The sequence below is a fragment of the Haemophilus sp. UMB1048 genome, from assembly GCF_030218125.1.
Classification (GTDB): domain Bacteria; phylum Pseudomonadota; class Gammaproteobacteria; order Enterobacterales; family Pasteurellaceae; genus Haemophilus_D.
This window is the reverse complement of sequence record NZ_JASOPB010000001.1, coordinates 89,618-108,917: the sequence shown is the minus strand read 5'-3', so window position 1 is coordinate 108,917 and position 19,300 is coordinate 89,618. Positions and strand designations below refer to the sequence as shown.

Below are 19,300 nucleotides of genomic sequence, written 5' to 3'. Positions count from 1 at the left end.
TTTGACCGCACTTTTCCTTTCAACCCTAGGACAGTGAATGAAACCCATTTTTGGTAAAGCACCACCATTAGGTATTCGACTCGCATTAGCAGTGATTGCTTCGATGACACTCATTTTAGTTGATGGGCAAACCTCATCAATGACGAAGGCGCGTAGTGTCATGGAGACTGCCGTGGGGGGCTTGTATTACCTTGCGAATGGGCCAAGAACGGTTCTAGATGGTGTATCAAGTAACTTGGTGGATACCAATAAACTGCTTATTGAAAATAAAGTATTGCGTGAGCAGTTGCGTGAGAAAAATGCCGATCTTTTATTATTGGACCAACTCAAGGTAGAAAATCAACGTCTTCGTTTACTGCTTAATTCGCCTTTACGAACCGATGAATATAAAAAGATTGCAGAAGTGCTCACAGCAGAAACCGATGTCTATCGTCAGCAAGTGGTGATCAATCAAGGCGAACGTGATGGCGCTTATGTCGGTCAGCCAGTGATTGATGAAAAAGGGATGATCGGACAGATTATATCTGTCGGCGAGAATACAAGCCGAGTGTTACTTTTGACCGATGTGACCCATTCTATTCCTGTGCAAGTTTTACGTAATGATGTACGCGTGATCGCGAGTGGCACAGGGCACTCAGATGAACTTACCTTAGATAATGTGCCTCGTTCTGTGGATATTGAAAAAGGCGATTTATTGGTGACTTCAGGTTTGGGTGGTCGTTTTGTGGAAGGCTATCCTGTGGCTGTTGTGCAAAGTGTTTCTCGTGATGGCTCAAATTACTTTGCAACGGTGAAAGCGAAACCTTTGGCTGAGTTAGATCGTTTACGTTATTTGCTTTTACTTTGGCCGAGCAATCTTGATATGTCGAAAGTCAAATCCATGTCGCCGGAAGAAGTACGTCGCCTTGTACAGCAACGTTTAGAAAGTCAAGCTAATGAAGCAACTCATTCAGTGAGTAAAACCAAAATTACAGATGATCAAGAGGATGGAGTACAGCCGCATACAGGAAAAGAAATTGTGGATCCTGACATTCCGACCACAATGCCTCAACAAGAGGAACCCATTTCTCCAGATCAGCAACAACATAGGGAAGAAGACTAATGCAAGGGCGTTTTATTTTTCAATGGGCGACCATTTTATGCTTCTTTGTTGTGGCATTAATTATGGAATTAGCCCCATGGCCAGCAGGCTTTCAAGCTTTTAAACCGTCTTGGTTGGTTTTAGTTTTGCTTTACTGGACGCTTGCGTTACCTGATAGAGTAAGCATTGGTTGGGCATTTTTACTCGGGGTTTTATGGGATATCGTGCTAGGCTCTATTCTTGGGGTTCATGCACTGGTGCTTTCTGTCGCCTTCTATTTTGTTTCCAAATATTACTTAATTTTGCGCAACCTTTCTCTTTGGTTCCAAAGTTTATTGGTACTTCTTTTTGTTTTTGCGATTCGAGTGGCTATTTTCTTGGTTGAATTCTCTTTGCATGGGGCATTTTTCAACTGGCAGGAAATCTTTGGTGCCATCGCATCAGGTGTGTTATGGCCATGGGTTTTCTTATTGATGCGTACTACACGTCGAAGAGTCGGATTACATTAATCATAAAAAAAGCTGATGAAGGAGTTCATCAGCTTTTCTTTTTAGTTTTTACGACGGTAGTTTGTTTTTCTCGTCGTAGTATTTCTTGTTTGAGGAGCAGGATTGCGTTTTAAACGATAAGGTTTTGGAATATCACTAATCAATGAATTCGGGTCATATTGGCTGACCGGAATAGAATGACCAATGTATTCTTCAATTGCCGGTAAATTCATCGCATATTCTTCACAAGCAAAGCTGATAGACGCACCACTTTCACCCGCTCGACCAGTACGGCCAATACGGTGAACGTAATCTTCTCGGTCATCGGGTAGATCAAAGTTAAAAACATGAGTCACGTCTGAAATATGTAATCCACGCGCTGCAACATCGGTTGCAACGAGAATATCGAGCTCACCATCGGTAAATTGTTTGAGCAATGAAAGACGTTTTTTCTGTGCTACATCCCCTGTGAGTAATCCCACACGATGGCCATCTGCCGCTAAATAGCCCCAAATTTCTTCACATTTATGTTTAGTATTTGCAAAGACAATACAGCGCTCGGGCCATTCCTCTTCCATTAACGTGAGTAAGAGGGGGATTTTATCTTCATTTGACGGATAGAACAGTTCCTCTTTAATTCTATGTCCCGTTTTTTGTTCTGGTTCAATTTCGATATATTCAGGGGAATTCATATCTTCAAAGGCAAGTTCGCGCACTTTGTAAGAGAGCGTTGCAGAAAAGAGCATGGTGAGGCGTTCTTGCGGAGAAGGACATTTGCGTAATAAATAACGAATATCACGAATGAAACCTAAATCAAACATGCGATCCGCTTCATCTAGTACCACAACCTGAACATCATCTAAACGGATAATGCCTTGTTTCACGTAGTCAATCACACGACCAGTGGTACCAATTAAAATATCCACGCCGGCTTCAATCGCTTTAAGCTGTTTATCATAGCCATCTCCACCATAAGCAAGTGCGGTTCGTAATCCACTTGTTTTAGCTAATAATTCTGCATCATTATTAATTTGCACAGCTAGTTCACGGGTTGGAGCAAGAATTAATGCACGGGGTTGATTGGTAGCAAAATCAGGTTGATGTGTTAATAAGTGATGAAATGTTGCCGTTAAAAATGCCATCGTTTTACCCGTACCGGTTTGTGCTTGGCCAGCAACATCTTTTCCTTGTAATGTGATAGGTAATGATAACGCTTGAATAGGGGTACAATATTCAAATCCCTTATCTTGTAGGGCTTTTTGTACGATAGGATGTAATGGAAGATCAGCAAATCGCTGCTGACTTAAATAATTTTCTTGCATGATAAATAATGGCTCTCAGAAATAAATGGGGCTAAGGATAGCACGAAGTCAGAAAAATATCCTTAAAAATGACACGCTTATTAATAGGATTAAGCTTGGGATTGAGCAGATTGGGTTCGTTCCCATTTTCTTGCAATATAGCTACAAGTTGGGTGCAAAGTGAGCTTTTTAGCCTGGATAAAATGAATTAAGGCTTGATAGAGTTTGTCTGCCACACCTTGTCCTCGAAGAGAATCATCAACAAACGTATGATTAGCATTAATGGTATCGGGTGTTTCATAAAAATAGGTGAGTTTCGCGATTTTCTTCCCTTGCTCATCGAGTAAGAAAAACTCTCCCTGCTCACCATTATCATGATGCTGAAGACTCATTTGATACTCCATTCATCACTGAGATTGGGGTCCATGGCAAAATCTGCTGTGTCACTTGGAATAGATTTTTCTTCTGCAGCCCATTCCCCTAAATCAATGAGTTGGCAACGTTTGCTACAAAAAGGGCGAAATTGGCTTTCCTGTGTCCAAGGTACAGGCTTTTGGCATGTCGGGCAGGGGACTTCAAAAATTTCATCAGACATTTTTCTTTCTCGATTCACTTAAATAAAATTGGTGCAATTCTAGCACTTTTTGTTTTAAGTGCGGTAAGTTTTCTGGCAATTTTGCATCATTTGAAATGATATCATCTGCCCATTTTAATCTTTCTTCTCGGCTGACTTGTGCATCCATAATAGCTTGAATTTGCTGAATATTATTATGATCTCTTGATGACGCACGAGCCAGCTGAGTTTCGGGTTTAACATCGACAACAAGTATGCAGTCGCAAAGCGTGGTGAGCTTGTTTTCAATAAGCAGTGGAACGACAAATAAGGTATAAGGAGCGGTCTGAGCATTTAACTGTGCCAGCATTCTTTCGCGAATAGCGGGATGTAATAAATGATTGAGCCAGTTTTTTTCATCTTCGTCTGCAAATACTTTTTTTCGTAGCTCGGCCCGATTTAATTCGCCTTCTTCAGTCAAAATTGATTTTCCAAAGTGCTCAGCAATTTGAGCAAGCAGCGGCGAGCCTTTTTCAACCACTTCTCTTGCCACAATATCTGCATCAACAATGGGGACACCAAGTTCAACAAAAAGATTTGCAATTGTGCTTTTTCCACTACCGATGCCGCCAGTTAGGCCTACAATATAAGTCATAATATTCCTTGCTACTTGATTTAGGGGATGTTTTACATCTATCCCCTAAACACAATATTTTTCAATGTTGCCAATATATTACATTTATAGGGTTATTGCACTGGTGACGATTAACGATATGCAAAGAAAGGGCGCAAAAGGTAAAACAGGTTTGCGAGAAATCCAATAGACTATGATGCCTAATAGACAGGCGATGAATAAGAAAAGTGGTAAGTGTGCGATGGTGAGATAAGCACCTATTCCTAAAGCAAGCCAATAATCGCCACGGCCTAACGCTTCCTTCTTATAAAACCATTTAGACAAATGATAGATAATATAAAAAACACCGAAAAAACTAACCGCACTTTCTAAACTTTGAGAAAGCGTTAGAATTGAAAATTCTTGATGTGCGCCGAATAAACCCAAGAAAAATAAAAAGAGGCAAGGTGTAGGTGAAATCAGTTGATAATGCCAGTCTAGCCAACTGATAACAAAAAGTAGACTAAGCGTAATCGCGAGCCATAAAGTAAATAATTCATCCTGAAGAAAATAACATAGTGCAGCAAAACAGAGTCCAAACCCTAAAAAATAAAGACAAATATGACCGCACTTTTGAGATTGAATCGCTGCTTTTTCGCTATGGAAAATAGGACTGTTTTCAGGATAAAGTTCGATATAGTTCTGATAAATTTCTTGTTGTAGATTGGGGATAAAACGATCAATATAAAACCAAACAAAGATACCCGCTAAACCACCCAATAAGAAAAAGGCTAATATCATCATTGGATTACGGATCCCATATTAAAAATCGGCAGATACATGCCCATCATAATAATACCGATTAAACTACCAATGATGAGCATCATTAAAGGCTCTAAAAGTTGGGAAAGTAAATCAATTTGATGATTGAGCTTTTCTTGATAGTTATCAGCAATATGACGCAACATCAACGCAAGTTTTCCACTTTTTTCTCCAATCTGTAGCATTTGTTGTGCTTCCATTGGGAAAAGATGACTACTGACACTTTCTGAAAATGGATAACCTTGCGAAACCCACTGTAAAATTGACCGCACTTCTTGTTGTAGCAGAATATCACCTTTTAAGGTACGTTGTGTTTGCCAGGTTTGTTGTTTTGGGAGGAAGCTATTTAACGCAGGCGTTAATGCCACTCCGGATTGAAGCATTAATTGCAGGTTATGGCTAAAACTGATTAAACGAGAAAGGCAAATGATATTGCCCCAAATCGGCATACGATTAACTAGCGCATTCTTTTTTTGATTCAGCCAAAGGGAATGTTTTAATGAGATCTTCAGCATAAAAATAACGAAAATACAGACAATCATCAAGGTGATAAAGTGATGCTGTAAGAATTGGGACATGGCTAATAACACGGCGGTTAATGTAGGTAGCTCAGCAGAATTTTCGCCATACATTTCAGCAAATTGCGGTACAACGAAGAGTAATAAAATCAACGTAAGTGAAAGCGAAATACCTAATACCATGGCAGGATAAAGCATAATTTTTTGCAATTTGCGTTGAAGCGTTAATGATTGTGTTCGACGTTCGGCAATTTTAGTGCATACCTCTGCCAGTTTTCCTGTCATTTCTCCCACTTGAATAAGTTGAATCTCTTGAAAGTTTAAATACTTTCCTTGTATTTCCAAGCTTTGTGAAAACGGAAGACCACTTTCAATTAACTCAATTAAGGCACCAAGCCACTGATGCAAACCCAATTGTGTGCAGTTGTCTTGCAAAATATGTAATGCATTTTTTAATGGAATGGCAGAACTGAGCAATGTAGCCAGTTGATTCAATAAAGCACTGATTTCTGCATTTTTCGGTTTCTGATTAAGTTGCCAATCTTGTTGCAAGCGAATGTGACTAAAACCTTTTGCAATTAACAGAAATTGTGCGGCTTGTTTAGATTGAGCAACAAGGCTACCTTTTTGCCATTGTTGTCGCTGATCATAGGCTTGGAAATAAAAGAGTTTTTGCTTTGCCATAGAGACTCCTATTTTTTACCTAACACACGTTGAATTTCATCAAGATCGGTGATGTTATCTTTTACTTTTTCTAATGCACTTTGATAAAGTGAATCGAAATCAGTTTGGTAACAGTTATTTTCACATTGTAAAAATTGATACACCCCAATACGCCCTTGATACCCCTGATGGCAATCGCAAGACTCACTAAAATGTTGACTGCACTTTAAGCAACGTTTACGCACCAATCGCTGTGCGATAACTAATAAGAGACTATTTTCAATTTCATGAGATTGAATGCCTAGTTGTTGCAAGCGTGAAATTGCTGAGAGGGCATCGTTGGTATGTAAGGTCGAAAGCACTAAATGGCCGGTTTGAGCTGCTCTTAATGCCATTAATGCACTTTCTTCATCTCGAATTTCACCAAGCATAATAATGTCGGGGTCTTGTCGTAAAAATGTACGAAGTAATCGGCTAAAATCTAAACCAATTTGCGGATTCACTTGAGTTTGAATAATGCCTTCTAATTCAATTTCAACGGGATCCTCTGCCGTCATAATATGTTTATCTGGCGTATTGAGCCATTGAAGTGCGGTATAAAGTGAGATACTTTTTCCACTTCCTGTTGGTCCCGTTACAAGGATTAAACCCTGAGGTTGACCGAGTGCATGTTGAAATTGATTTTGTTGGTTTTGTGTCATACCCAATTCAGCAAAACTTAACTGAACAGGTTTATTTTGTTGCAATCGTAATACCGCTTTTTCTCCCCAATGCGTGGGCAAGGTAGAAAGGCGGAAATCTAAAATATCGGAGAATGTCGTTTTGAATTGAAAACGGCCATCTTGTGGTAGCCGAGTTTCACTGATATCCAGTTTGGCTAAGAGTTTTAAACGAGAAATCACACGATTGGCGAGTGATTTACTGATAATCGGCTGTGGTTGGAGTACGCCATCAATACGTAAACGAGTTAAGAGCCCATTTGGCTGAGTTTCTAAATGAATATCGGAGGCGTTTTTTTGCAGGGCTGTTTCAAAAATCCCATTTAATAATTGAATAACGGGTTCATCATCATTAGATAAATTAGCTGTGTTTTCATCTTCTGAATGATGATAAAACGTCGTTTGTTCTTCTATTTGATTGGCTTTAGGTGCAAGGGATTGTAAAAGTTGTTTGAGTTGGGCTGTTTCAAATAAAATCGGTTCAACTAATTTTCCACTTAAAAAGGCAAAGGTTTCACAAGCTGCAAGATTATTCAGCGAATCTACTGCAAGCCATAAATGGTGTTCGTCTTCTTTAAGAGGGAGCGCAAAGTAACGCAACAGCAAAGCTTGTTGCTGTTGGTTTTGTTGCCAATATTGTGGCGAGATCTGATAAATCTCGCCATTTTTTGCGATTGCTTGATAGGCCATGTTTCGCTATTTGGTAGGAGAGCAGAAACCCGCTGGGAATAAATCCGCATTGCTTGGGCAAGCAGTTGTCCAGGTGACACCTGATGAGGTTGAGCCTGTCGCCGTTAAAGAATAACTGATCCCATCCAATGCGCCATTTCCTGTTACCGTAATCACACCCGATTTCGTGGTAATGGATTTAACATAGCCTTTTGCAGTAGTGATGTCTGCTGCAATGCCATTTGAACCACCAGAACAGTTTGTTGGGGCATTGGTGCTATAGACACATAATTCCACATCAGATTTATAAGGTGCAGAAGCTTGCAACAATTCGGAGATGGCTGCTTTTTTGGTATAATTTTGATAAGACGGAATGGCGATCGTCGCGAGAATAGCAATAATCGCAATCACGATCATCAATTCAATTAACGTAAAGCCTTTATGTAAGGGTTTAGAAAAAGTCAGTTTCATTAAATTAAATTTCCTTTTGGTTGAATAAAAAAATGCCAGAATTTTGGCTGCAACATTGTGTAAAAGGGAAAGATGAAAGTAAAACTGACCGCACTTCTTTTGCGATCGAGATCGCAAAAATGAAATTTAATCGCAGAAAAACAGATGAATAAGATAAAAAATGGCTGGTTAAGCCAAACAAGAAAAGTAATTTCACCACATTTTGATGAACGTCCTAATGTAGAGGATATTTCATTACTCGTCATTCATTACATCAGTTTGCCGCCAGAACAATTTGGTGGGGGATATGTAGATGATTTTTTCCAAGGAAAACTCGATCCCACTATCCATCCTTATTTTGAAGAGATTTATCAATTTCGAGTGTCAGCCCATTGTTTAATTGAACGGGATGGCAAGGTGACGCAATATGTGAGTTTCGATGATAGAGCATGGCATGCGGGGCTTTCTTGCTTTGAAGGTCGGGATAAATGCAATGATTTTGCGATTGGGATTGAGCTAGAGGGCAGTAATGAACAGCCTTTTACAGAGGAACAATACCAAGTGCTTGCTGCATTAACACGAGATATCATGCAAGCTTATCCGAAAATAACGCTCGATCGTATCGTTGGTCATTGCGATATTTCGCCAGGTCGTAAGATCGATCCGGGTCAATATTTTGAGTGGGAACGCTATTTAGCGTTAGTCAAAAAAGGCTTGGATAAAAAATAATCACTAAAAATTTTGATTGAATGTGAGTAAGATAATTTCTGTGAATAAACCTTATCTTAATGAAATTAAAGAGAAAATCTTCTCTCTAAAATTGAAGCTAAAATGTTGAGAAGAGTTATGCAACACTCGCCATTTGCTCAATCACAGTTTTATCCACAGAAATATTGAATAACTCACAGTTGTTATTTCTTCACCAAGCAAGGAATGTTTAAATTAAAAAATGACTGAATTTTTGACCGCACTTTGACGAGAAAAAGTGCGGTCATTTTTTTCGGAAAATTTTTGATTAAAGGTTATGCAAAAATGAAAAAAATGAAGTGCGAAAAGCGATTTTTGATCTTTATACACAGTTAAATTTAGATTATCCAAGTGTTACCCACAGAGTTATCCACAATAGGGTAAATATGCCCATTCGGTTGATAAAAAAGCGAATTTATGAAACAATCTGCAAATTATTTTTGTACAAAATTTAAGGTGAACGATAGTGATCGATTTTGATGGCTACCGTCCAAATGTAGGCATTGTCATTTGTAATCGCAAAGGACAGGTGCTTTGGGCTAAACGATACGGGCAAAATTCGTGGCAATTCCCGCAAGGTGGAATTAACGATAATGAAAGTGCCGAACAAGCCATGTATCGTGAATTATATGAAGAGGTTGGCTTACAACCCAAAGATGTGAAGGTGCTTTATGCCTCTAAACATTGGTTGCGTTATAAGCTGCCGAAAAGATTGCTGCGTTATGACAGCAAACCCATGTGTATTGGGCAAAAACAACGTTGGTTTTTGTTGCAATTAGTGGGTGATGAAAAAAATATTAATATGAACACAACAAAATCACCCGAATTTGATGGTTGGCGTTGGGTGAGTTTTTGGTATCCCGTACGTCAGGTTGTGTCCTTTAAGAAAGATGTTTACCGCAAAGCAATGAAAGAGTTTGCCCAAGCGATATTTGGTAACGACAAAACATTGCTTGAAAATACGCAAGAGCATGAGATAAATAAACCGTATCAGGCTCCACGTAAGAACAGCTTTTCTAAATATCAAAAACGTCCATCTTATAAATCAAGGGGGCAATAATGCTCACTTTTATCCTGCTTTGTTTGCTTGTCGGGGCTATCGTTGGTTTTCTTGCCGGATTATTTGGCATTGGCGGCGGATTGATTATTGTGCCAACATTGGTTTATTTATTGCCGATGATGGGCATTCCAGATCAAATGTTGATGTCCACAGCCTTAGGAACTTCATTTGCGACCATTGTGATTACTGGATTTTCTTCCGCACAGCGCCATCATAAACTGGGCAACATTGTGTGGAGTGCAGTGAAAGTACTCGCGCCGGTGATGATGATTACGGTATTTATCTCAGGTTTATTTATTGGCAAACTCGATCGTGATGTATCCGCTAAAATCTTTGCTTGTTTAGTTGTTTATTTAGCAGCAAAAATGGTCATTTCTATTAAGAAAAACACAGTAAATGCTAAGCCTTTAACAACACAATCTTCCGTTATTGGCGGTATTTTGATTGGTATGGCATCAAGTGCAGCAGGCATTGGCGGCGGAGGTTTTATCGTACCATTTTTAAACTCTCGCGGTATCGATATGAAAAAATCTATCGGTTCTTCTGCATTCTGTGGTGCGCTTCTTGGTTTATCCGGCATGTTAAGCTTTATGGTGAGCGGTTGGGGCAACCCTTCCATGCCGGATTATTCCTTAGGTTATATTTATTTACCCGCAGTGCTCGGTATTACGGCCTCCTCATTTTTCACTTCTAAATTAGGGGCAACAGCGACCTCAAAACTCCCTGTATCAACTTTGAAAAAAGGCTTTGCCTTGCTATTAATTGCAATCGCAGTTGATATGTTTATGAAATAAGGAATGTTATGAATTCAGAATTTTTGATGCTTCCACATTTTGATCCGACTATTTTCACTTTTGGTGACAGCAATATTGGGCTGCGTTGGTATGGCTTAATGTATTTATTAGGCTTTGTCTTTGCTCGTTGGTTGGCCGTTCGCCGTGCTAATCAGCCAAACAGTGGTTGGACTGTCGATCAAGTTGATACGTTACTTTTTAATGCTTTTATGGGGGTATTTTTAGGAGGACGTATTGGGGATGTTTTCTTCTATAATTTTGATCATTTTATGCAAGATCCGCTGTATTTATTCCGTGTTTGGGAAGGGGGAATGTCATTCCACGGTGGATTAATTGGGGTGATTATCTCAATGATTTGGACCTCTTATTCTCAAAAAAGAAGCTTCTGGCAGACAGCAGATTTTATGGCGCCTTTGATTCCATTTGGTTTAGGGATGGGGCGAATTGGTAACTTCATCAATTTAGAACTTTGGGGACGAGAAGCTAATGTTCCTTGGGCCATGATTTTCCCAAATGATCCTTTGTTATTACCACGCCATCCTTCACAGCTTTATGAAGCATTCTTAGAAGGTTTCGTGCTGTTTATTATTCTGAATGTCTTTATTAAAAAGCCTCGCCCAGCAGGTTCGGTAGCAGGATTATTCCTAGTTGGTTACGGGATTTTCCGTTTTATCGTTGAATATGTTCGTGAGCCTGAAGTGGAATCTTTTTTAGGTATCATGACACGTGGCCAAGCTCTTTGCTTACCGATGATTATTGGTGGTGGATTAATTATGGCATGGGCATACAATCGCGCAAAAAGTGTGGTTCATCAGTAAGGAGTTTTTTATGAAACAATATTTAGATCTTTGTCGACGCATTGTAAATGAAGGTGAGTGGGTTGCTAATGAGCGTACTGGCAAGCGTTGTCTTACAGTGATTAATGCGGATTTAGAATATGATGTTGCCAATAATCAATTCCCTTTAATTACAACGCGTAAAAGTTATTGGAAAGCAGCGATTGCGGAATTTTTAGGTTATATCCGTGGTTATGATAATGCCGCGGACTTCCGCAAGCTTGGCACCAAAACATGGGATGCAAATGCCAATGAAAATGCCGCTTGGCTTGACAATCCACATCGTAAAGGCACCGATGATATGGGGCGAGTTTATGGTGTGCAAGGCAGAGCATGGCGTAAACCGAATGGCGAAACCATCGATCAACTTCGTAAAATTGTGAACAATTTAAGTCGAGGGATTGATGATCGAGGTGAAATCCTGACTTTCTTCAACCCAGGCGAATTTGATCTAGGCTGTTTGCGTCCTTGCATGCACACACATACTTTCTCTTTAGTAGGCGATACATTGCACTTAACGAGCTACCAACGCTCTTGTGATGTACCACTTGGCTTAAACTTCAATCAAATTCAGGTCTTTACTTTCCTTGCTTTGATGGCGCAAATTACCGGCAATAAACCGGGTAAGGCATATCATAAAATTGTAAATGCGCATATTTATGAAGACCAACTTGATTTAATGCGTGATGTGCAATTAAAACGTGAGCCGTTTCCTTCGCCGCAGTTAGAAATTAACCCTGATATTAAAACCCTTGAAGATCTTGAAACTTGGGTAACGATGGATGATTTCAAGGTGGTGGGCTATCAATCTCACGAACCGATCAAGTATCCTTTCTCAGTTTAGGCATTCAAAGTGCGGTCAGATTTAGACGAGAAATTTATGCAACACGCTCTGATGCTTGCCGATCGTGCAGAAGCACTCGGCGAGATTCCTGTCGGGGCGGTGTTGGTGGATGATGAAGGAAATATTCTCGGTGAAGGCTGGAATTTATCTATCATTGAAAATGATCCGACCGCTCACGCTGAAATTGTCGCATTGCGTAACGCCGCACAAAATATTCAAAATTATCGTCTGCTCAATACCACACTCTATGTCACCCTTGAGCCTTGTACCATGTGTGCGGGCGCGATTTTACATAGCCGGATTAAACGTTTAGTCTTCGGTGCATCAGATTATAAAACGGGGGCGGTAGGTTCTCGCTTTCACTTCTTTGATGATTATAAAATGAATCATACGTTAGAAATTACGTCTGGCGTGCTGGCAGAAAAGTGCGGTCAGAAATTGAGTGATTTTTTCAAAAAAAGACGAGAACAGAAAAAGGAAGAAAAGCGGGAAAAGACTCTCCCGCTTGATGTTGAATCGCAATCTTAAACTTGCCAATCAATTTCAGTTAAACCATGTTGTTTTAAGTATTCGTTGGTTTTAGAAAAATGATGGCATCCTAGAAAACCACGATGTGCCGAAAGTGGAGAAGGGTGTGGGGCGGTTAAAACATAATGACGATTGCGATCAATAAATTGCCCTTTTTTCTGCGCATGACTTCCCCAAAGTAAAAATACTACTTTTTCACGGTGTTCATTAAGTGCTGCAATTACTTGGTCCGTAAAGATTTCCCAACCAAATTTAGCGTGTGAATGTGCCATGCCACGTTCTACAGTTAGCACAGTGTTAAGTAACAGTACACCTTGCTCCGCCCATTTCACTAAGTAGCCATGATTTGGCATTTGAAAACCAGGAATATCGTTAGTCAATTCTTTATACATATTCAGTAGAGAAGGGGGAATGGCAACCTCAGGTTTCACCGAAAAAGCTAAACCGTGCGCTTGATTTGGACCATGGTAGGGATCCTGTCCTAAAATGACGACTTTCACCTCATCAAATGCCGTATATTTAAAGGCATTAAATACTTCGTCTTGCGGTGGGTAAATGGTTTTTCCGGCTAGTCGCTCTTGATGAACTTGCTGTAGAATGTGTTTAAAGTAAGGTTTTTCTTTCTCTTGACCGATAACATCTGTCCAGGTTTTCATTCTGTATTTCCTTATTGGATAAGCTTGGGCATATTATAAATGAAATTGCTTAGAAAGGCTTTATCTGCGTCTCATGTTAATATTTTGTTAATTTTAAATATGCATTGAAGCCTTGTTACACCTAAAATCTTAATCTAGATCAATTTTGCAAAAATACTCGAAAAAAAGAATCTGTTTTAGGTCAAAATTAATTGAATTCTTCAAATAGTTTGATAAAATTTGCACAGTTTAATAAATATACAAACGCCAAATTAGGAGGCTCTTTATGATCAAAGGTATTCAAATTACTCAAGCAGCAAATGACAATCTTTTAAACTCATTCTGGTTATTAGACAGCGAAAAAAATGAAGCGCGTTGCTTATGTGCAAAAGCTGAATTCGTGGAAGACCAAGTAGTAGCAGTAAGCGAATTAGGTCAAATCGAATATCGTGAATTACCAGTAAACGTAGCACCAACTGTTAAAGTTGAAGGTGGTCAACACTTAAACGTAAACGTATTACGTCGTGAAACGTTAGAAGATGCAGTAAACAACCCGGATAAATACCCACAATTAACTATCCGTGTTTCTGGTTACGCAGTACGTTTCAACTCTTTAACACCAGAACAACAACGCGACGTTATTACTCGTACTTTCACAGAAAGCCTATAATTTCAGTTTGAATGAAAAAAGAAACCCCGAAGTAATTCGGGGTTTTGTTTTATCTAAAAGGTTTGAAAATTTGACCGCACTTTTCCCTTTCATCCCTAGCGATTTCCGCGCTTTTCAGGTACAATCCGCCAGTTAAATTTAATGATTTTTGAGAAAACTAATCTATTTATGAAGAATATTCGCAACTTTTCTATTATTGCCCATATTGACCATGGTAAATCGACCCTTTCTGACCGATTAATTCAGACCTGTGGGGGCCTTTCGGATCGTGAAATGGAAGCGCAAGTGTTGGATTCCATGGATCTTGAGCGTGAGCGCGGTATTACCATTAAAGCGCAGAGCGTAACCTTAAATTATCAAGCCAAAGACGGTGAAACATACCAATTAAACTTTATCGATACACCAGGACACGTGGACTTCTCTTATGAAGTATCGCGTTCTCTTGCGGCTTGTGAAGGGGCATTGTTAGTTGTGGATGCGGGACAAGGCGTAGAAGCCCAAACCTTGGCAAACTGCTATACCGCCATTGAAATGGATTTAGAAGTCGTGCCGATTTTGAATAAAATCGACTTACCCGCAGCAGATCCTGAACGTGTAGCAGAAGAAATTGAAGACATCGTGGGTATTGATGCAATGGAAGCGGTACGTTGTTCAGCTAAAACCGGTGTGGGTATCGAAGATGTATTAGAAGAAATTGTTGCGAAAATTCCCGCGCCAGAAGGTGATCCTGATGCACCGTTACAAGCATTGATTATTGACTCTTGGTTCGATAACTATTTAGGCGTGGTGTCATTAGTTCGTATTAAAAATGGCGTATTGCGTAAAGGCGATAAAATCAAAGTAATGTCTACCGGACAGGCTTACAACGTTGATCGTTTAGGGATTTTTACGCCAAAACAAGTGGATACGACAGCATTAAATACCGGCGAAGTAGGTTGGGTTGTTTGTGCAATTAAAGATATTTTAGGTGCACCAGTAGGGGATACCTTAACGCATCAGCATAATCCAGCAAGCCATGTGTTGCCAGGCTTTAAGAAAGTAAAACCACAGGTTTATGCTGGTTTATTCCCAGTTAGCTCTGACGATTATGAAGCTTTCCGTGATGCGTTAGGTAAATTAAGCCTAAACGATGCGTCACTTTTCTATGAACCAGAAAACTCAACGGCTTTAGGTTTTGGTTTCCGTTGTGGTTTCTTGGGGCTTTTACACATGGAGATCATTCAAGAGCGTTTAGAGCGTGAATATGATCTTGATTTGATTACCACAGCGCCAACTGTAATTTATGAAGTTGAAATGACGAGTGGTGAAGTGGTTTATGTGGACAGTCCAGCGAAATTACCGCCATTGAATAATATTTCAGAAATTCGCGAGCCTATTGCGGAATGTAATATGTTGGTACCACAGGAATTCTTAGGTAACGTAATTACCCTTTGTGTGGAAAAACGTGGCGTACAGACCAATATGGTGTATCACGGTAACCAAATTGCGTTAACTTATGAAATCCCAATGGGCGAAGTGGTATTGGATTTCTTCGACCGCTTGAAATCAACTTCTCGCGGTTATGCCTCTTTGGATTATGGTTTTAAACGTTTCCAAGCGGCGGACATGGTGCGCGTGGATATTATGATCAATGGTGATCGTGTTGATGCGTTAGCGTTAATTGTTCATAAAGATAATGCGCCTTATCGTGGTCGTGAGTTAGTTGAAAAAATGCGTGAGCTTATTCCACGTCAACAATTTGATATCGCGATCCAAGCCGCGATTGGTAACCACATTATTGCGCGTTCAACCGTAAAACAATTGCGTAAAAACGTATTAGCAAAATGTTATGGTGGTGACGTGAGTCGTAAGAAAAAACTCTTACAGAAACAGAAAGAGGGTAAAAAACGAATGAAGTCTTTAGGTAACGTGGAAGTACCGCAAGAAGCGTTTTTAGCGATCTTACATGTAGGTAAAGATAAATAGGAAAGTAGAGTAATGTCGAATGTATTTTTTATTCTGTTGTTAGCCGTGGGATTTGCTGGTTGGAAAGCGTTAGATCATTTCCAACTGCCTAACACATTTAGCATTTTATTGCTGATTTTGACCGCACTTTCTGGCATTTTATGGTGCTATCACCGTTTCGCCGTGATGCCGAGACGTCGTCGTCAAATCGCACGAGCAGAACAACGTTCAGGCAAAGCGTTAACGGATGAAGAAAAAGCAAAAATTGAGCCAATTTCAGAAGGTTCGGAATTTATTTCTTCACTTTTCCCTGTGTTATCTGTAGTGTTTCTTGTACGTTCATTTATTTTTGAGCCGTTTCAAATTCCATCAGGATCAATGGAAGCAACATTGCGTGTAGGGGATTTCCTTGTTGTTAATAAATACACTTATGGTATCAAAGATCCGATTTTCCAAAATACGATTATTGAAGGTAATAAGCCAGAACGTGGTGATGTAATTGTGTTCAAAGCTCCAGAGCAAGCGTTACTTCATACAAGCTTAGGTGCAACGAGAGCAGCGTATGCTGAAAATCTTGCGTTAACATCCAAAGACAATATGTCAGGCGTAGATTATATTAAACGTATTGTGGGTAAAGGTGGCGATCGAATTATCCTTGATGTTGAAAAAAGCGCTTTAACCATTGTGCATGGTAAAGATGGCAAACCTTGTGAAATAGACTGCCAAGCGAAAGTGTTTGAATATAAACAAGAACCAACTAATCCAGCATTCCCAACTCAAGTGGAATATCTGGAAATCGGCGATGTGACACATACGATTTTAGTTGAGCCAATGCGCCGTTATTCGGGGATTGAGTTCTATCCACAAGAAGGTTTACCTGCTGCAGAATGGATTGTGCCTGAAGGGCAGTATTTTGTGATGGGTGATAACCGTGATCATAGTGATGACAGCCGTTTTTGGGGATTTGTACCGGAAAAAAATATTGTGGGTAAAGCCACTTATATTTGGATGAGTTTAGAAAAAGAACCAAATGAGTGGCCAACGGGCTTCCGTTTCGACCGTTTCTTTACGAAAATTAATTAATATGAATCATTTAGATCGATTAGAACGAAAAATTGGTTATCAATTTTCCGATCTAAAACACTTAAAATTGGCACTGACACACCGCAGTGCCTCCACTCAACATAATGAACGCCTAGAATTTCTAGGCGATTCGATTCTCAATTATGTCATTGCAGACGCGCTTTATCATCAATTTCCTCGTTGTAATGAAGGTGAGCTTAGCAGAATGCGCGCAACATTAGTGCGTGAGCCTACACTGGCAATGATTGCCCGAAATTTTGAGCTTGGGGATTATATGTCCTTAGGCTCTGGTGAGCTAAAAAGTGGGGGCTTTCGTCGAGAATCTATTTTAGCTGATTGTGTTGAAGCGGTAATTGGCGCAATGGCATTGGATTCAAGCTTTGATAAAGCGGCAGATATAGTGCGTAGTTGGTATAAAACCTTATTGGCTGAAATTAAGCCAGGCGATAACCAAAAAGATGCCAAAACACGTTTACAAGAGTATTTACAAGGTAAGCATTTCGCCTTGCCAACTTATGAAGTGATTAAAATTGAAGGGGAGGCTCATTGCCAAACCTTCACCGTGGAATGTACGGTAAAAAACGTACCAAATATTGACCGCACTTTTATTGCAAAAGGTTCTAGCCGCCGTAAAGCAGAACAAGCGGCCGCAGAACAAATTTTAAAAATATTGGAAATAAAATGACCGAATTAAATCAAGAACAAGAGACCTATTGTGGTTTTATTGCCATTGTAGGCCGCCCAAATGTAGGGAAATCCACCCTGTTAAACAAAATTTTGGGACAAAAAATCTCGATTACTTCCCGCAAGGCACAAACCACGCGTCACCGTATTGTGGGAATTAAAACCGAAGGCATCTACCAAGAAATTTATGTAGATACGCCGGGACTTCATATCGAAGAAAAACGAGCGATTAACCGTTTAATGAACCGTGCAGCAAGCTCAGCGATCGGGGATGTGGATCTTATTATTTTCGTCGTGGATGGCACACATTGGAATGCCGATGATGAAATGGTGTTAAATAAATTACGTAATGCCAAAGCACCTGTTGTACTCGCTATCAACAAAGTTGATAACGTCAAGAATAAAGATGATTTGTTGCCATTTATTACTGATTTAGGCAGTAAGTTTGATTTCGCGCACATTGTGCCGATTTCTGCACAACGTGGTAATAATGTGCATCAATTAGAGAAAATTGTTCGTCAGTCCTTACGTAAAGGCGTTCATCACTTCCCTGAAGATTACGTAACCGATCGTTCACAACGTTTTATGGCGTCAGAAATTATCCGCGAAAAATTGATGCGTTTTACTGGTGAAGAATTACCTTATTCTGTGACCGTTGAAATTGAACAATTCAAAGTAAATGAGCGTGGTACTTACGAAATTAATGGCTTGATTTTAGTTGAGCGTGAAGGTCAAAAGAAAATGGTGATTGGTGCTCAAGGACAAAAAATTAAAACCATTGGTATGGAAGCACGTGCTGACATGGAACGCTTATTTGATAATAAAGTACATCTAGAACTTTGGGTCAAAGTGAAGTCTGGTTGGGCGGACGATGAACGCGCCTTAAGAAGTTTGGGGTATATGGACGAATAAAAACTTGAGTAATACTCTATACTATTCTATTATTAGCGAAATTTTTATGTTTACTAATAAAAACAAGGAGATGGTAGATGAGTATCTATGCCTTAAAACCCAAATTTCAGAATTTACTTAGGCCTTTAGTTAGGCAATTAGCAGCAAAAGGCGTAACAGCAAATCAAGTTACGCTAATTGCTTGCTTACTTTCAATTTTATTAGGTGTGGTTCTCGCACTATTCCCGACATTTTCCACTCTTTTCTTCCTTATTCCTATTTGGTTGTTTTTGCGTATGGCGTTAAATGCTGTTGATGGCATGCTAGCGCGTGAGTTTAATCAAAAAAGTCGATTAGGGGGTTATCTTAATGAAATTACTGATGTCGTCTCTGATGCAGCACTTTACCTTCCTTTTGCTTTTGTCGCGCCTTTTGATGGAGTTCAAATCTCAAGTATTATTTGGCTTGCGGCGTTGAGTGAGTTATGTGGCATTTTGGGGCAAGTTCAAGGCAAAACACGTCGTTATGATGGTCCAATGGGTAAAAGCGATCGTGCGTTTGTGTTTGGTGTACTCGGTTTACTCTATGCGGTGAATGGTAGCTTGCATTCACTTTTCTGGTGGGTAGCCAATATCCTGATTATCTTGCTCATCGTGACTTGTATTAAGCGAGTAAAAAATGGATTAGCGGAAGTGGCAGAGTAATAG

Annotated in this window: 23 protein-coding genes; 14 read left to right on the top strand and 9 right to left on the bottom strand. The window is 39.8% G+C overall.

Going from position 1 to position 19,300, the window contains the following annotated elements; all coding sequences use genetic code 11:
- Positions 1-37 precede the first annotated feature (37 nt).
- A complete protein-coding gene (mreC, locus tag QP437_RS00560; protein ID WP_070582548.1) occupies positions 38-1,102 on the top strand; it encodes a rod shape-determining protein MreC in 1,065 nt (354 codons plus the stop codon).
- Entirely contained in the window at positions 1,102-1,590 is a 489-nt protein-coding gene (mreD, locus tag QP437_RS00555) for a rod shape-determining protein MreD (protein ID WP_111327318.1), read from the top strand. The genes mreC and mreD overlap by 1 nt, the downstream gene beginning before the upstream one ends.
- A gap of 41 nt (positions 1,591-1,631) precedes the next feature.
- Here the strand turns inward: mreD and rhlB are convergent, their stop codons facing one another.
- The 8 genes from rhlB to ppdD form a co-directional block, all read right to left on the bottom strand.
- Positions 1,632-2,891, bottom strand: coding sequence for an ATP-dependent RNA helicase RhlB (gene rhlB, locus QP437_RS00550; protein WP_285266586.1), 1,260 nt, complete (start codon positions 2,889-2,891; stop codon positions 1,632-1,634).
- Positions 2,892-2,980: 89 nt separating this feature from the next.
- On the bottom strand, positions 2,981-3,262 hold the full coding sequence (locus QP437_RS00545; protein WP_178160891.1) for a GNAT family N-acetyltransferase: 282 nt from the start codon (positions 3,260-3,262) through the stop codon (positions 2,981-2,983).
- A complete protein-coding gene (gene yacG, locus QP437_RS00540; protein WP_285266585.1) occupies positions 3,259-3,465 on the bottom strand; it encodes a DNA gyrase inhibitor YacG in 207 nt (68 codons plus the stop codon). Before yacG ends, QP437_RS00545 begins: the two co-directional genes overlap by 4 nt.
- A complete protein-coding gene (coaE, locus tag QP437_RS00535; RefSeq protein ID WP_285266584.1) occupies positions 3,458-4,078 on the bottom strand; it encodes a dephospho-CoA kinase in 621 nt (206 codons plus the stop codon). The genes yacG and coaE overlap by 8 nt, the downstream gene beginning before the upstream one ends.
- An 84-nt stretch (positions 4,079-4,162) precedes the next feature.
- Positions 4,163-4,840, bottom strand: a complete 678-nt coding sequence (locus tag QP437_RS00530; RefSeq protein ID WP_070582543.1) for an A24 family peptidase — start codon at positions 4,838-4,840, stop codon at positions 4,163-4,165.
- Positions 4,837-6,060, bottom strand: a complete 1,224-nt coding sequence (locus QP437_RS00525; RefSeq protein ID WP_070582542.1) for a type II secretion system F family protein — start codon at positions 6,058-6,060, stop codon at positions 4,837-4,839. Before QP437_RS00525 ends, QP437_RS00530 begins: the two co-directional genes overlap by 4 nt.
- Positions 6,061-6,068: 8 nt before the next feature.
- On the bottom strand, positions 6,069-7,448 hold the full coding sequence (locus tag QP437_RS00520; protein WP_285266583.1) for a GspE/PulE family protein: 1,380 nt from the start codon (positions 7,446-7,448) through the stop codon (positions 6,069-6,071).
- A 6-nt stretch (positions 7,449-7,454) separates the two neighbouring features.
- Positions 7,455-7,898 carry a prepilin peptidase-dependent pilin gene (gene ppdD, locus QP437_RS00515; protein WP_005697917.1) on the bottom strand — a complete coding sequence of 148 codons (444 nt, stop codon included), beginning with the start codon at positions 7,896-7,898 and terminating at the stop codon, positions 7,455-7,457.
- Between the two features lie 144 nt (positions 7,899-8,042).
- On the opposite strand from ppdD, the gene ampD reads away from it, so the two are divergent.
- The 6 genes from ampD (at position 8,043) to tadA (ending at position 12,686) form a co-directional block, all read left to right on the top strand.
- A complete protein-coding gene (ampD, locus tag QP437_RS00510; RefSeq protein ID WP_285266582.1) occupies positions 8,043-8,606 on the top strand; it encodes a 1,6-anhydro-N-acetylmuramyl-L-alanine amidase AmpD in 564 nt (187 codons plus the stop codon).
- A 484-nt stretch (positions 8,607-9,090) separates the two neighbouring features.
- The gene (gene rppH, locus QP437_RS00505) at positions 9,091-9,684 is read left to right on the top strand and encodes an RNA pyrophosphohydrolase (protein ID WP_285266581.1); all 594 of its coding nucleotides are present in this window, start codon (positions 9,091-9,093) and stop codon (positions 9,682-9,684) included.
- Positions 9,684-10,478 carry a sulfite exporter TauE/SafE family protein gene (locus QP437_RS00500; RefSeq protein ID WP_285266580.1) on the top strand — a complete coding sequence of 265 codons (795 nt, stop codon included), beginning with the start codon at positions 9,684-9,686 and terminating at the stop codon, positions 10,476-10,478. Before rppH ends, QP437_RS00500 begins: the two co-directional genes overlap by 1 nt.
- Before the next feature lie 8 nt (positions 10,479-10,486).
- Positions 10,487-11,296, top strand: coding sequence for a prolipoprotein diacylglyceryl transferase (gene lgt / locus QP437_RS00495; RefSeq protein WP_285266579.1), 810 nt, complete (start codon positions 10,487-10,489; stop codon positions 11,294-11,296).
- Between the two features lie 10 nt (positions 11,297-11,306).
- On the top strand, positions 11,307-12,158 hold the full coding sequence (locus QP437_RS00490) for a thymidylate synthase (protein WP_285266578.1): 852 nt from the start codon (positions 11,307-11,309) through the stop codon (positions 12,156-12,158).
- 9 nt (positions 12,159-12,167) lie between these two features.
- Complete coding sequence (tadA, locus tag QP437_RS00485; protein WP_285266577.1) at positions 12,168-12,686, top strand: tRNA adenosine(34) deaminase TadA; 519 nt, start codon at positions 12,168-12,170, stop codon at positions 12,684-12,686.
- Here tadA and ung read toward each other — a convergent pair.
- A complete protein-coding gene (gene ung, locus QP437_RS00480; protein WP_285266733.1) occupies positions 12,683-13,357 on the bottom strand; it encodes a uracil-DNA glycosylase in 675 nt (224 codons plus the stop codon). The genes tadA and ung overlap by 4 nt on opposite strands.
- A 250-nt stretch (positions 13,358-13,607) precedes the next feature.
- Here ung and grcA point away from each other — a divergent pair, with 250 nt between their 5' ends.
- The 6 genes from grcA to QP437_RS00450 all read left to right on the top strand — a co-directional run bounded on the left by grcA (position 13,608) and on the right by QP437_RS00450 (position 19,297).
- Positions 13,608-13,991, top strand: a complete 384-nt coding sequence (grcA, locus tag QP437_RS00475) for an autonomous glycyl radical cofactor GrcA (RefSeq protein ID WP_005695520.1) — start codon at positions 13,608-13,610, stop codon at positions 13,989-13,991.
- 168 nt (positions 13,992-14,159) lie between these two features.
- Positions 14,160-15,956: a translation elongation factor 4 gene (gene lepA, locus QP437_RS00470; RefSeq protein WP_285266732.1), complete on the top strand. Its 1,797-nt coding sequence runs from the start codon at positions 14,160-14,162 to the stop codon at positions 15,954-15,956.
- Positions 15,957-15,968: 12 nt separating this feature from the next.
- Positions 15,969-17,018: a signal peptidase I gene (gene lepB / locus QP437_RS00465; RefSeq protein WP_054419746.1), complete on the top strand. Its 1,050-nt coding sequence runs from the start codon at positions 15,969-15,971 to the stop codon at positions 17,016-17,018.
- A 1-nt stretch (position 17,019) separates the two neighbouring features.
- Positions 17,020-17,703, top strand: a complete 684-nt coding sequence (gene rnc, locus QP437_RS00460) for a ribonuclease III (RefSeq protein WP_049357777.1) — start codon at positions 17,020-17,022, stop codon at positions 17,701-17,703.
- On the top strand, positions 17,700-18,614 hold the full coding sequence (gene era / locus QP437_RS00455) for a GTPase Era (RefSeq protein WP_054419744.1): 915 nt from the start codon (positions 17,700-17,702) through the stop codon (positions 18,612-18,614). Before rnc ends, era begins: the two co-directional genes overlap by 4 nt.
- Positions 18,615-18,691: 77 nt before the next feature.
- Entirely contained in the window at positions 18,692-19,297 is a 606-nt protein-coding gene (locus QP437_RS00450; RefSeq protein ID WP_065243851.1) for a CDP-alcohol phosphatidyltransferase family protein, read from the top strand.
- Positions 19,298-19,300: the final 3 nt, after the last annotated feature.

Coding starts and splice junctions, on each gene's coding strand:
- mreC (WP_070582548.1), top strand. CDS start 38: ATGAAACCCATTTTTGGTAAAGCACCACCATTAGGTATTCGACTCGCA.
- mreD (WP_111327318.1), top strand. CDS start 1,102: ATGCAAGGGCGTTTTATTTTTCAATGGGCGACCATTTTATGCTTCTTT.
- rhlB (WP_285266586.1), bottom strand. CDS start 2,891: ATGCAAGAAAATTATTTAAGTCAGCAGCGATTTGCTGATCTTCCATTA.
- QP437_RS00545 (WP_178160891.1), bottom strand. CDS start 3,262: ATGAGTCTTCAGCATCATGATAATGGTGAGCAGGGAGAGTTTTTCTTA.
- yacG (WP_285266585.1), bottom strand. CDS start 3,465: ATGTCTGATGAAATTTTTGAAGTCCCCTGCCCGACATGCCAAAAGCCT.
- coaE (WP_285266584.1), bottom strand. CDS start 4,078: ATGACTTATATTGTAGGCCTAACTGGCGGCATCGGTAGTGGAAAAAGC.
- QP437_RS00530 (WP_070582543.1), bottom strand. CDS start 4,840: ATGATGATATTAGCCTTTTTCTTATTGGGTGGTTTAGCGGGTATCTTT.
- QP437_RS00525 (WP_070582542.1), bottom strand. CDS start 6,060: ATGGCAAAGCAAAAACTCTTTTATTTCCAAGCCTATGATCAGCGACAA.
- QP437_RS00520 (WP_285266583.1), bottom strand. CDS start 7,448: ATGGCCTATCAAGCAATCGCAAAAAATGGCGAGATTTATCAGATCTCG.
- ppdD (WP_005697917.1), bottom strand. CDS start 7,898: ATGAAACTGACTTTTTCTAAACCCTTACATAAAGGCTTTACGTTAATT.
- ampD (WP_285266582.1), top strand. CDS start 8,043: ATGAATAAGATAAAAAATGGCTGGTTAAGCCAAACAAGAAAAGTAATT.
- QP437_RS00500 (WP_285266580.1), top strand. CDS start 9,684: ATGCTCACTTTTATCCTGCTTTGTTTGCTTGTCGGGGCTATCGTTGGT.
- lgt (WP_285266579.1), top strand. CDS start 10,487: ATGAATTCAGAATTTTTGATGCTTCCACATTTTGATCCGACTATTTTC.
- QP437_RS00490 (WP_285266578.1), top strand. CDS start 11,307: ATGAAACAATATTTAGATCTTTGTCGACGCATTGTAAATGAAGGTGAG.
- grcA (WP_005695520.1), top strand. CDS start 13,608: ATGATCAAAGGTATTCAAATTACTCAAGCAGCAAATGACAATCTTTTA.
- lepA (WP_285266732.1), top strand. CDS start 14,160: ATGAAGAATATTCGCAACTTTTCTATTATTGCCCATATTGACCATGGT.
- lepB (WP_054419746.1), top strand. CDS start 15,969: ATGTCGAATGTATTTTTTATTCTGTTGTTAGCCGTGGGATTTGCTGGT.
- rnc (WP_049357777.1), top strand. CDS start 17,020: ATGAATCATTTAGATCGATTAGAACGAAAAATTGGTTATCAATTTTCC.
- era (WP_054419744.1), top strand. CDS start 17,700: ATGACCGAATTAAATCAAGAACAAGAGACCTATTGTGGTTTTATTGCC.
- QP437_RS00450 (WP_065243851.1), top strand. CDS start 18,692: ATGAGTATCTATGCCTTAAAACCCAAATTTCAGAATTTACTTAGGCCT.